Annotated in this window: 10 protein-coding genes and 1 riboswitch; of the genes, 9 read left to right on the top strand and 1 reads right to left on the bottom strand. The window is 42.2% G+C overall.

Annotation, left to right across the window (positions count from 1 at the left end):
- Positions 1 to 9: 9 nt before the first annotated feature.
- Positions 10 to 453 (bottom strand): DciA family protein, encoded by a 444-nt coding sequence (locus tag AC1M9J_RS05530; RefSeq protein ID WP_035265826.1) that lies wholly within the window; start codon positions 451 to 453, stop codon positions 10 to 12.
- Positions 454 to 560: 107 nt separating this feature from the next.
- On the opposite strand from AC1M9J_RS05530, the gene AC1M9J_RS05525 reads away from it, so the two are divergent.
- From AC1M9J_RS05525 to recJ, 9 genes are all read left to right on the top strand, one after another.
- The gene (locus AC1M9J_RS05525; RefSeq protein WP_481595741.1) at positions 561 to 1,268 is read left to right on the top strand and encodes a M23 family metallopeptidase; all 708 of its coding nucleotides are present in this window, start codon (positions 561 to 563) and stop codon (positions 1,266 to 1,268) included.
- Between the two features lie 302 nt (positions 1,269 to 1,570).
- On the top strand, positions 1,571 to 4,273 hold the full coding sequence (gene aceE / locus AC1M9J_RS05520; RefSeq protein ID WP_092766512.1) for a pyruvate dehydrogenase (acetyl-transferring), homodimeric type: 2,703 nt from the start codon (positions 1,571 to 1,573) through the stop codon (positions 4,271 to 4,273).
- Positions 4,274 to 4,275: 2 nt separating this feature from the next.
- Complete coding sequence (locus tag AC1M9J_RS05515; RefSeq protein WP_481952012.1) at positions 4,276 to 6,258, top strand: 2-oxo acid dehydrogenase subunit E2; 1,983 nt, start codon at positions 4,276 to 4,278, stop codon at positions 6,256 to 6,258.
- 88 nt (positions 6,259 to 6,346) lie between these two features.
- Positions 6,347 to 6,489: riboswitch (yybP-ykoY riboswitch) on the top strand.
- Positions 6,490 to 6,564: 75 nt separating this feature from the next.
- Entirely contained in the window at positions 6,565 to 7,140 is a 576-nt protein-coding gene (locus AC1M9J_RS05510; protein WP_035265818.1) for a TMEM165/GDT1 family protein, read from the top strand.
- A 215-nt stretch (positions 7,141 to 7,355) separates the two neighbouring features.
- Positions 7,356 to 7,721 (top strand): YkgJ family cysteine cluster protein, encoded by a 366-nt coding sequence (locus AC1M9J_RS05505; RefSeq protein WP_179999146.1) that lies wholly within the window; start codon positions 7,356 to 7,358, stop codon positions 7,719 to 7,721.
- A gap of 177 nt (positions 7,722 to 7,898) precedes the next feature.
- Entirely contained in the window at positions 7,899 to 9,365 is a 1,467-nt protein-coding gene (guaB, locus tag AC1M9J_RS05500; protein ID WP_035265814.1) for an IMP dehydrogenase, read from the top strand.
- A 124-nt stretch (positions 9,366 to 9,489) separates the two neighbouring features.
- Positions 9,490 to 10,824: a phosphoglucosamine mutase gene (gene glmM, locus AC1M9J_RS05495; protein WP_035265813.1), complete on the top strand. Its 1,335-nt coding sequence runs from the start codon at positions 9,490 to 9,492 to the stop codon at positions 10,822 to 10,824.
- A gap of 14 nt (positions 10,825 to 10,838) precedes the next feature.
- Positions 10,839 to 11,495, top strand: a complete 657-nt coding sequence (pdxH, locus tag AC1M9J_RS05490; RefSeq protein ID WP_481586870.1) for a pyridoxamine 5'-phosphate oxidase — start codon at positions 10,839 to 10,841, stop codon at positions 11,493 to 11,495.
- Complete coding sequence (gene recJ / locus AC1M9J_RS05485; RefSeq protein ID WP_481595746.1) at positions 11,496 to 13,199, top strand: single-stranded-DNA-specific exonuclease RecJ; 1,704 nt, start codon at positions 11,496 to 11,498, stop codon at positions 13,197 to 13,199. It abuts the gene before it with no gap.
- Positions 13,200 to 13,214: the final 15 nt, after the last annotated feature.

Below are 13,214 nucleotides of genomic sequence, written 5' to 3'. Positions count from 1 at the left end.
ATGGTCCAGTTACTTTTTATTGCTTGCCAAACGTATCATAGCTTGGCTAAGCTTAGGATCGTTCACAAAACTAGCAGCGTTGAGTAACATTTCTTGCGTTGTCGGACATAAAGAAGTTTTGGAATTTTCAGTTTGTGTTTGGGGAATTTCTTTTTTTGCTCGAAGACGAACTTGGATTTTTTGTAAATCTTTGAGTTCAGGGATTTGTGATAACTGAGAAATATACTGTTTTTGAAGGTAACCGAGTTGACTAATCATGGCTTGATTTTCACCGGTGATGGTCAAAATACCGTATTGATAACAGACAACTTGCCATTGTTCATTTTTGGGCAATAGCGGTTGAATTAATTTTGTAAGTCTCTGCCAGTCAGCAACTTGCTTTGTGAGAAACGATAAGTTTCCTGTTTTTATGTGTTGTCTTGTTTGTTGAAACATATTTTTTGGTTCTGACATACATTGTTCCTACATTGTTTTGTCTTAATCTTAAACGCTTGTTTCTTTCGATATCAAGGAAGAGATCACACAAGAGACTTGAGTAAGAACAGTTTAATGAGGTTTATATGTATACGCGACGTATTTTATTAGCGTTTTCTTTAGCAGCTTCAGCAGCTTCGGTTGCATTTGCAGATTTAGTTCAATTAGATGCCACACAAGCCTCCAATCCTGATCGATTGGAAGAGTTAACAAGAACACTATCACAAGGTTCTTATAGTCATCCTGATGACATGGACATTCCAGCGACAGCACAAGTCGATGTGACAGTTCGAGCGAAGACGGATCCAATCGAATTAAATAATGCGCTGCTTAATAGTAAATACCCTGCTCAAAAAACTACAACGACAAGTTCAAATCGTTACTCTTCAAATAATGCATATTCATGGTTAGTGACACACCCGCTTCCAACTGGTCGTGTCAGTTCAAATTATGGCGGCCGAACAATGGGCGGCCGTGCTGAAAACCATTCAGGCTTAGATCTTGCTGCACCAACAGGCACTCCAATTTATGCAACCGGTCCAGGTATAGTGACCAAATCAGGTTGGGGTACAGGTTATGGTCAATATGTTGAAATCAACCACGGTAATGGGTATATCACACGATATGCACATGCTTCACGCTTGATTGCTAAAGTAGGTGATAAAGTCACTGCTGGTGAGCATATTGCCAATGTGGGTTGTACTGGACGTTGTACTGGTCCTCACTTACATTATGAAGTGGTCAAAGATGGTCAGCGTAAAAACCCTTCAACTTACCTAGCGATGTTGCCTTAATTAATTATCAAACCTCATTAATACACATCCATTGTTAAGTCGTTTGAATAAATCGCCAAGCAAACTCTTGGCGATTTTCGTTTTTGCTGTCAGGTCACCTGATTAAATTTAAGATTAGAATAAAGCTTTGTATAAAAAAACAGCAATATTGGCGTTTTAGTGTTAATTTGTGTAATAAATGGTCAAGTACTATTTGTTATCGAAATATTAGTCTAATGTCGTATTCATTTATAGCCATAACTGCGTATCGCGAAAATATGTTAAATATAGGGTATACAAATAGGCATGAATATAGGTGTAATATGGCGTATTACGGTGATACCGACGCACAAGAAACCCAAGAGTGGCAGGACGCTTTTGACTCTGTTTTACAGCATATGGGGACGGAAAGAGCAGCCTTTCTTCTTGAAAAACTGTATCAACGTGCGATTGCGAAACATGTTCCCATTCAGCGTCTAAATACTCCTTACTTAAATACGATTTCAGTAGAAGAGCAACCTGCAATGCCTGGCGATCCAGATATGGAGCGCCGAATTCGTGCTTTGATTCGTTGGAATGCTTTAGCAATGGTGCTTCGCGCCAATAAAACAGGCGACGATCTTGGTGGTCACTTAGCCAGCTTTGCATCTTCTGCAACTTTATATGATGTTGGCTTTAACCATTTCTTCCGTGCGAACAGTGATAACTTCGGCGGTGACATGATTTATTATCAAGGTCACTGTGCACCAGGGATTTATGCGCGTTCATTCTTGGAAGGTCGTTTAACTGAAGAGCATCTAAACAATTTCCGTCGTGAAGTTGATGGTATTGGTTTACCTTCGTACCCACATCCATACTTAATGCCAGACTATTGGCAGTTCCCAACGGTATCGATGGGTCTGGGTCCAATCATGTCCATTTATCAAGCACATATTCAAAAGTACTTGATGAACCGCGGTTTGATTAAAGAAGAAGATCGTAAGGTTTGGGCTTATCTTGGCGATGGTGAGATGGATGAGCCAGAAAGTACTGGTGCAATCTCGTTGGCAGGTCGTGAAAAGTTAGACAACTTGGTTTGGGTTGTAAACTGTAACTTGCAACGTTTAGATGGTCCAGTTCGTGGTAATGGTAAGATCATCCAAGAACTTGAGTCTTTATTCCGTGGTGCAGGTTGGCGCGTGATTAAAGTAGTATGGGGTCGTCATTGGGATCCACTACTTGCTAAAGATGAATCTGGTGCGCTTAAAGCCATTATGGAAGAAGCTGTAGATGGTGATTATCAGCGTTATCAAGTGAAAGGTGGTGCTTATACACGTGCGCACTTCTTTGGTAAATATCCTGAAGCTGAAGAGTTAGTTAAACACTTAAGTGATGAAGATATCGATAATTTAAATCGTGGCGGTCACGATCCTTACAAAGTATATGCTGCTTATGCAGAAGCCATGAAATCTACAGGTCAGCCAACGGTTATTCTCGCGAAAACTGTTAAAGGTTACGGCTTATCTGAAGAAATTGAAGCGGTCAATAAAACGCATCAAATCAAGAAAATGCAACTTGAATCGCTTAAATATGTACGTAACCGTTTCAACTTGCCATTTACCGATGAGCAACTTGAAGAAGTTCCATTTTATCGCCCAAGTGAAAACTCGCCTGAAATTAAGTATATGAAGGCTCGCCGTGAGGCATTAGGTGGTTACTTACCAGCACGTCGTAAAGAGAGCGAATCTTTAGCGATTCCTGAGTTGTCTGTATTTGATGCAGTGTTAGCTGGTTCTAATGGTAAGCAACAATCAACGACCATGGTGATGGTACGTTTAATCTCTGCACTACTGAAAGAAAAAGCAATTAAAGACCGTGTGGTACCAATTGTTCCAGATGAGGCGCGTACTTTCGGTTTAGAAGGGATGTTCCGTCAATTGGGCATTTATGCCGCGCACGGTCAAAAATATACCCCTGAAGATCAAGAGCAGTTGATGCATTACCGTGAAGCGAAAGATGGTCATATGCTTCAAGAGGGGATCAATGAAGCAGGTGCGATGAGTGCTTGGGCTGCTTTAGGAACAAGTTATTCAACCAATAACCTTCCTATGATCCCGATGTACATGTATTACTCAATGTTTGGCTTCCAACGTATTGGTGATATTGCATGGGCGGCAGGTGATGCACAGGCGCAAGGTTTCTTATTGGGTGCAACTGCTGGTCGTACTACGCTGAATGGTGAAGGTCTACAGCATCAAGATGGTCACTCACATATTCTTGCGAATACGATTCCAAATTGTATTTCTTATGATCCATGTTTCGGATATGAACTTGCGGTGATTGTACATGACGGTCTAAAACGCATGTATGTGGATCAGGAGCGTGTGTTCTATTACTTAACTGTAATGAATGAGAACTATGAGCATCCAGCGATGCCACAAGGTGCTGAAGAAGGCATTAAACGTGGTATGTATTTACTTGAGGAAGATGAAAAAGCCACAGTTCAGCTTTTAGGTTCAGGTGTAATTCTGCGTGAAGTGATTAAAGCGGCTCAAATCTTACGTGATGAATATCAAATTCATTCGAATGTCTACAGCGTAACAAGCTTTAATGAGCTTGCGCGTGATGGTATGGCGTGCGAAGAATATAATCGTTTACATCCACTTACTGAAGATGTAAAAGAAGCATGGGTGTCGAAGCAGTTGCGTGGTACGAAAGGTATCGTCGTTTCTGCAACAGATCATATGCGTGCTTACAGTGAGCAAATTCGCGCTTACCTTCCAGATAACCGTCCATTTGTAGCATTAGGTACAGACGGTTATGGTCGCTCAGATACACGTGCAAAACTTCGTAGCTACTTTGGTGTAGATGCTGCACATATTGTTGTTGCGACACTGAAGAAACTTGCTGACGAGGGTGAAGTAGATGCGCGTCTAGTTAAAGATGCGATTTCTAGCTTTGAATTAGATACTGACCGTCCAGTCGCTTGGGCACCTCAAACAACGCCTGAACTTCACGCTGTAGCTGACTACAAAGAGGAGAACTAAGCATGCAAATTACGACTCCTGATATTGGTGTAGATAAAGCTACAGTGGCTGAAATTTTGGTCAAAGTGGGTGATACGATTAGTGTCGATGACAGCATTGTTTTGTTGGAGTCTGACAAAGCATCTGTTGAAGTGCCAAGCACTTCAGCAGGTGTGGTGAAAAGTATTTTGGTGAGCCTTGGTGACGAAGTTGCTGAAGGTGCGGTTTTGGTAGAGCTTGAAGCGGAGGGGCAAACGTCATCTGAAGCACCTACAGCACAAGTTGAAGAATCGAAAGCACAAGCTCACGCAGAACCTGTAGACCAATCTCAAGCGGAAGCGCCTGAAGCAGCATCAACGGCGTCTGAAACTGTTGATGTTCAAGTACCAGACATTGGTGTTGAAAAAGCCACTGTGGGTGAGATCTTGGTTGCGGTTGGCGACGAAATTGATGCCGATCAAAGTATCATTGTCGTTGAGTCTGACAAAGCGACAGTTGAAGTTCCAAGTGCTGTTGCGGGTACAGTTGAATCGATTGAAATTTCAGTCGGTAATACAGTGAAAGAGGGTGTTGTGATTCTGAAAGTGAAAACAGCAGCTTCAGCATCAACCGCGGCGCAAGCTGCTGCAGAAACTACACCGACGACTGTTCTATCTGCAGAGGCACCACCTGCAGAATCAACAAAAGAGACAGTTGCTTCAGCGCCAGCAGGTAAAGTTGAGATCGCTGTCCCTGACTTAGGTGTAGACAAAGCTGCTGTAGCTGAAATTTTAGTGGCTGTTGGTGATAAGGTTGAAAAAGACCAAAGCATCATTGTGGTTGAATCAGATAAAGCGACTGTTGAAGTACCAAGTACCACCACAGGTGTGATTACCGCAATTCATATTGAATTGGGTCAAAATGTGTCTGAAGGTGTGGCTTTAGTCACGATTGAAGCTGAAGGTCAAGCAACCCCAGTTACAGAAGCCCCTGTATCAGCACCAGTGACTACAAAAGCGGAAGCACCAAAAGCTGCCCCTGCGCAAGCAGCGGTTGCTACTGTACAAACAGCAGCCCCTTCAGCAGATAAACTGACCAAAGAGCAAAATGCAGCAAACGCCAAAGTATATGCTGGTCCTGCGGTACGTAAGTTGGCGCGTGAGCTTGGTGTTGTGTTGGCAGAAGTCAAAGCTTCTGGTCCACATGCACGCTTAATGAAAGAAGACATCTTTGCGTATGTGAAAACACGTTTAACTGCACCAGCACCTGTAACTGCTGCACCGACAGTTGCTGCACCAGCAGGATTGCCTAAATTACCAAGTTTTGACGCCTTTGGTGGTGTAGAAGAAAAAGCGTTAACACGTTTACAGCAAGTGTCTATTCCACAGTTGTCATTGAACAATTATATCCCGCAAGTGACCCAATTCGATGCGGCAGATATTACGGAGCTTGAAGCATGGCGTAATGAGCTTAAAGGCAACTTTAAGAAAGAAGGCATTAGCCTGACCATTATGGCATTCATCATCAAGGCTGTAGCGCATTTGCTAAAAGAAGAACGTGAGTTTGCAGGTCACTTGTCTGATGATGGCAAAACCGTATTACTGCGTAAAGAAATCCATATGGGCATTGCTGTTGCTACACCAGATGGTTTAACAGTGCCTGTGCTACGTAATCCAGATCAAAAATCAATTAAGCAAATCGCAGTTGAACTCGGTGAGTTGGGTCAAAAAGCACGTGATAAGAAATTGTCACCGAAAGATCTGCAAGGTGCCAACTTCACGATTTCAAGCCTAGGCGCAATTGGTGGTACGGCATTCACTCCGCTTGTCAACTGGCCGCAAGTGGCAATCTTGGGTATTTCACCTGCAACGATGCAACCTGTGTGGAATGGACAAGGTTTTGATCCACGTTTAATGCTTCCATTGTCATTGTCTTATGACCATCGTGTCATTAATGGTGCTGATGCTGCTCGCTTTACCAATAAACTGACGAAGCTGCTTAAAGATATTCGTACATTGCTCATCTAAATATTTTTAACGTATTTTGTCTGCAGAATCAAAACCTCACTTCGGTGGGGTTTTTATTTGTAAAAACAAAAAGCCAGGCTTATAATGGATAAACTTCATTGGGGAGTAGCCGCTGTTCTGCAATAGAACAGGTGATGGTCAACATATTTGCTCTAAAACGAGCATGGTCATCATAGCAAAGAACCAAATGAGCTCTATTTGAGCTTTCTTTTGTTGGCAAGACCTTTGATTTACCATTCTGCGGATTTTTGGCTAGCAGGGATGGTGGGTCATTGGTATTTGTTATGCTAGCCAGAGAAAGACATCATGTATGAATTCCTTCTGTCTACAGGTATCGTCGCACTAGCTGAAATGGGTGATAAAACCCAATTGTTAGCTTTACTTCTTGCTGCACGCTTTCGTAAACCCGTTCCAATCTTAATTGCTATTTTGTTAGCGACAATTGTCAATCATGGAGTTTCCGCTGCTCTAGGACAATGGGTTACAACAATTTTAAGTCCCGAGATCCTCATGTGGATTCTAGCAATAGGATTTATTGCTATGGCTGCTTGGATGCTGGTCCCTGATGAACTAGAGGATGAGTCAGGAAGTATTCAAAAATGGCAAAAATTTGGCGTTTTTGGAGCGACATTTATTTTATTTTTCTTGGCTGAAATTGGCGACAAAACGCAGATTGCGACAGTGGCACTTGCTGCACGTTTTGACAGTATCTGGTGGGTGATGGCTGGAACGACATTAGGTATGATGATCGCTAATGCGCCGGCAGTATTTATTGGTGATAAATTGGCGAATCGATTACCTATTTCCTTGATTCACAAAATTGGCGCAATAATTTTCCTTGTCATAGGTGTGGGCACTTTAGTGCAACATTATTGTTTATAAATGGTTGTATACGCATAAAGATCTGAATCTTCAAAAGATTTAGTTTATTTATAAATAGTATTGAAATAATGCACCATGAAAGTGATTCATAATGGTGCATTTTTTTAATGGAAGTTATTGATTAGTAAATAAATATAATAAAAATAAATCTTGTTTTTGAAATTAAGTTTTTTTAGGATTTCGTCACTAAAAAATTATTTTTAAGAGATTTAAAAATGCTCTCTCAGATTTCTGCACAGGATGCGTGTTTAAGTTGTGGTGCTTGTTGTGCCTATTTCCGTGTTTCATTTTATGGTGCGGAAGCGATGAACATTCCTACCGAGATGGTTGAGGATATTAACCCTGTATATGCTTGTATGGTGGGGACGAATCAAACTAACCCGCGATGCGTTGCTCTAGAAGGAGAAATAGGGAAGCAGGTCTCTTGCTCGATCTATACGGTTCGCAGTTCATCGTGTAGAGAGGTCCAAGCCGGAGATGCGCAATGTGCCAAAGCTCGACAAGCCCATCATCTGATCCCATTAATTGATATTGAAATTGTTCCATCGTCGAATGATGACGATTACGATCAGGTCAGTTAATTTGAATGATTTAAAATATGCTTCTGTTTTATATGCTCTTATTATGATTTTTTCGGATAGTAAATTGCATAAAAATAGGGGTGGTGGGTAAATTTCATAAAATTGTCGATAATAAGAAATGAAATTTACCTTAAAATTTGTATATAATGGCGCACGGAAATTACCAGTGAGACTGTTATGTTGACCATCGTTCAAGACGCGTTAACTTTTGATGATGTCCTATTACTCCCTGCCTACTCTACTGTTCTCCCAAAAGATGTCTCTCTAAAGACACGTTTAACTCGCGGCATTAATTTGAATATCCCTCTTGTGTCTGCAGCAATGGATACGGTGACTGAATCCCGTATGGCAATTGCAATGGCACAAAATGGCGGTATTGGTATCCTTCATAAAAATATGGATATTGCAGCGCAAGCTGCTGAAGTACGCCGTGTGAAAAAATTCGAAGCAGGCATGGTGAAAGATCCAATTACAGTAACCCCTGAAACGACTGTGCGTGAGTTAATCGCAATTACGCAAGCGAACAATATCAGCGGTGTGCCAGTGGTGAAAGATGGCAAAGTAGTTGGTATTGTGACAGGTCGTGATACACGCTTTGAAACTAATCTTGAACAGCCAGTAAGCAACATCATGACTGGTCAAGATCGTTTGGTCACCGTTCGCGAAGGTGAATCGAAAGAAAACATTCAGGCACTTCTCCAAAAAAATCGCATTGAGAAAGTGATTGTTGTTGGCGAAAACAACGAACTAAAAGGTTTAATCACTGTAACAGATTTTAATAAGGCTGAGCTTTATCCAAATAGCTGTAAAGATGACTTAGGTCGTTTACGTGTGGGTGCTGCAGTTGGTACAGGTGTAGAAACTCCAAGCCGTGTTGAAGCATTGGTTGATGCGGGTGTTGACGTGATTGTAGTCGATACTGCACATGGTCACTCTGCTGGTGTTATCGAGCGCGTACGTTGGGTTAAAGCCAACTACCCACAAGTTCAAGTCATTGGCGGTAACATTGCGACTGGCGATGCTGCATTGGCTTTACTTGATGCAGGCGCAGATGCTGTGAAAGTAGGTATCGGTCCTGGTTCAATCTGTACGACTCGTATTGTTGCAGGTATTGGTATGCCACAAATTTCGGCGATCGATTCTGTTGCTAACGCACTGAAAGATCAAATTCCATTGATCGCAGACGGTGGTATCCGCTTCTCAGGTGATATGGCAAAAGCGATCGGTGCAGGTGCAAGTACGATTATGGTGGGTTCTTTACTTGCTGGTACTGAAGAAGCACCAGGCGAAGTTGAATTCTTCCAAGGTCGTTATTACAAAGCTTACCGAGGAATGGGTTCATTGGGTGCAATGGCGGGTGCAACAGGTTCTGCGGATCGTTATTTCCAAGACTCTAAAGCAGGTGCTGAGAAGTTGGTTCCAGAAGGTATTGAAGGCCGCGTACCTTACAAAGGGCCAATGGGCAACATCGTGCATCAAATGATGGGTGGTTTACGTTCATCTATGGGTTATACAGGCTCTGCAGTGATTGAAGATCTTCGTCAAAATGCGAAATTCGTGAAAATCACGTCTGCGGGTATGTCTGAATCACACGTTCACGATGTGACCATTACTAAAGAAGCACCGAATTACCGTGTTGGTTAATTGCCTGTTATAAAACAATTTTTAAAAAAACCGTCATGTAAATGACGGTTTTTTTATTTTGGTGTAAAGTGGTGCGCATTGAAAAAGGATGATGTTAATCACCCGCTAAGAAGTGAGAGAATGAATGAGTTATTTTGGTACTGATGGTATTCGTGGGAAATTCGGTGTATTTCCAATCACACCTGAGTTTGCACTCAAATTAGGGTTTGCTGCGGGTAAAGTACTTAAGCGTAGAACAAAAAGAAATAAACCGATTGTGGTGATGGGCAAAGATCCTCGTTTATCAGGTTATATTTTAGAAGCTGCTTTACAATCGGGTTTAAACGCAGCTGGTGTTTATGTGCATTTATTGGGTCCATTACCTACGCCTGCCATTGCTCATTTAACTCGTGCTTTGCATGCCAGTTTAGGGATTGTCATCTCAGCTTCACATAACCCTTATCATGATAATGGCATTAAGTTTTTTTCTTCAGAAGGAAAAAAATTACCAGACGAGTTTCAAGATGAGATTAATGCTGAACTCGAGAAAGATATTGTCATTGATGATATTGCGAGTCTAGGAAAAAGTGTGCGTGTTGATGATGCTCCAGGTCGTTATATTGAATTTTGTAAATCAACGTTCCCATACCATTATGATTTAAACAATTTAAAGATTGTCGTCGACTGTGCCAATGGAGCAGCATATAACGTGGGTCCTGCGGTATTCCGTGAGCTCGGTGCCAAAGTGATTGCGATTCATAATGAACCGAATGGTTTGAATATTAACCAAGGCTGTGGCTCAACTCATCCTGAGAGTTTGCAAGCTGCTGTTGTTGAGCATCAAGCAGATTTGGGTATTGCATTTGATGGCGATGCAGATCGTGTCATTCTAGTGGATCAGAATGGAAAGCTGATTGATGGCGATCATATTCTATATATCTTGGCGACACAAAGTGCCAATAAACCAGCCGGTATTGTCGGTACGCTCATGAGCAATATGGCACTTGAATTAGCACTTGAAAAAGCAGAAGTTCCACTGCTACGTGCCAAAGTTGGTGACCGTTATGTACTGCAAGGTTTAGAGGAAAACGGTTGGGTTATTGGTGGTGAACCTTCAGGTCACATTTTAACTCTAGACAAGAGCACCACAGGTGATGCGATTATTGCAGCCCTACAAGTCTTAACTGTCATGGTTGAACAGAAGAAAGCATTGCATGAGTTGGTTGCTGACTTTAAATTACTGCCAAACGTGCTTGTAAATGTCCGTTTAGATGCAATGTTTGATCCATACTCAGTACCTGCATTGGCTGCAGAATTTGCCAAAGCCGAAGCGCAACTTAAAGGTCGTGGTCGATTACTGATTCGTAAGTCAGGGACTGAACCTGTAATTCGTGTGATGGTTGAAGGTGATAATCTTCAAGAAGTGACTGCACTGGCACATGCTTTGGCAGATGCTGTACGTGCTAATGCAGCAGCTTAATCGGGGATTGACTCATGAGTGATTTGATTAAAGATCTCAGTGAACTGCGCCTAAATTATCAAAAAGGCGAATTACATGAGGATCAAGTGAATGCTGATCCACATGAACAGTTTCTATTGTGGTTTAACCATGCGTTAGAAGCTCAGCTTCACGAACCGTATGCCATGTCATTGGCTACGGCAAATGCCGATGGTCGACCGCACGTACGTACCGTATTACTTCGAGGTGCGGATGAAAATGGTTATGCGTTCTATACCAATTATGACAGCCAAAAAGGACTCGACTTAGTAGCCAATCCTTATGCGCAAATTCTGTTTTATTGGGCAGAACAAGAACGCCAAATTCGCATTTCAGGTCGAGTGGTAAAAATTTCGGAACAAGAATCCGCTGATTATTACCATAAGCGTCCGCGTGATAGTCAAATTGCAGCGCATATTAGTACCCCACAAAGTGGTGTGATTGCGAGCCGTGACGAGCTACAGCAACGCTTTAATGATTTGCATGAGCGTGTGGCAGATCAACAAACTTTAGATAAGCCTGACTTCTGGGGTGGTTACCGTATAGAGCCAGATTATTATGAGTTCTGGCAAGGTCGCCCAAACCGTTTGCACGACCGTTTGTGTTATGAAAAAATCGACGGTGCGTGGAAATTACAACGATTGATGCCATAAATGCCAAAATTTGAAATCAAGCAACGTCCATTTTTAACACGCCCTGAAAATTTTCAGGGCGTGCCTTCATTTATTGCCGAAATTTTGGCACGTCGAGGCGTTGAATCTGAACAAGAACTAGAACTGAAATTAAAATACTTATTAGCGCCAACTATGAAGGGGTTAGATGCTGCAATTCAGTTGATCGACCAAGCCATTGATCAACACAAAAAAATTGTGATTGTCGGTGACTATGATGCTGACGGTGCGACCAGTACAGCACTGATGATGCTTGCACTACGTGACATGGGGGCAGATGTTGATTATTTAGTCCCTGATCGCTTTAAGTATGGCTATGGTTTGACACCTGCTATTGCAGATCTTGCGTTTGCCAACTTTACGCCTGATTTGTTGATTACGGTCGACAATGGCATTTCAAGTCATGATGGAGTTAAGCAAGCTCAAGATCATGGGATGCAAGTAATTATTACCGATCACCATCTCACAACCAAGCCAACGCCTATGGCTGAGGCAGTGGTGAATCCGAATCAACTCGGTTGTGAGTTTCCAAGTAAAGCTTTGGCAGGAGTAGGAGTTGCCTTTTATGTGTTGGCGAACCTATCCAGTCATCGTAAAAAAATGGGCAAGTCTTTTGCACAAATGATCAGCTATTTGGATTTGGTTGCGCTTGGGACCTATGCCGATGTTGCCAGTTTGGACTATAACAACCGAATCTTAATCGACAGTGGTCTAAAGCGGATTCAACAAGGATTATGTCGCCCTGGGATTTCAGCCTTATTAGATATTGCCAAACGTGATCCTGCAGGACTGAAAGCGCAAGACTTAGGTTTTGTGATTGGACCGCGAATTAATGCGGCAGGGCGTATGGAAACCATGGATATTGGCATCGAATGTCTCTTGGCATCCGACTTGGCTACAGCATATCCTTTAGCGGAACAGCTGAATCAACTCAATGTGGAACGTCGTCAGGTAGAAGGTAAAATTAAACAAGAAGCATTGACTGCATTAGATCAAATTCAGCTAGATAAGGATGCAATACCTGCAGCGTTAATTATGTTTGAGCCACATTGGCATCAAGGTGTGATTGGAATTGTGGCAGGACGCTTAAAAGAGCAGTTCCATCGTCCGAGTATCGTTTTTGCCCGTGATGAAGATGGCATTCATATCAAAGGTTCAGCGCGTTCAATTGAGGGAATTCATATTCGGGATGCGATTGAGCGTGTGGCTGAGCAATATCCACATATTGTCAGTCACTTTGGTGGGCATGCTGCAGCTGCAGGTCTAACCATTAAAAAAGAACATTTTGCTGAATTTAAGCAGGTATTTGAGCAGTTGATTGCCAGTCAAGATGAAAGTCTGTTTACTGCAACCTTATGGACGGATGGGGAGTTGCCAGCTTCAGCTTTCCAAATTGAAACGGTGGACGTATTACAAAATTTAAGTCCTTGGGGGCAAATGTTTCCTGCGCCTGTATTCGAGGGAGTATTTAAAATTTTGGATTATCGCTGGCTTAAGGATGTGCACTTGAAACTGCGTGTAGCTTTAGAAAATGGTCAAGTGGTAGAGGCAATCGCCTTTAACGCAGCAGATAAATATCAGTTTGATCCGATGCTCAATGAAATTCGCTTGGTCTATGAGCTGGATAAAAATACCTTTAATGGCAATACCAGTTTACAAATGCGCATTGTACATATGCATCAATAAAAAACCGCTCATTAG

It is taken from the genome of Acinetobacter sp. ANC_7588 (assembly GCF_056783995.1).
This window is presented reverse-complemented; position numbering and strand designations above follow the sequence as displayed.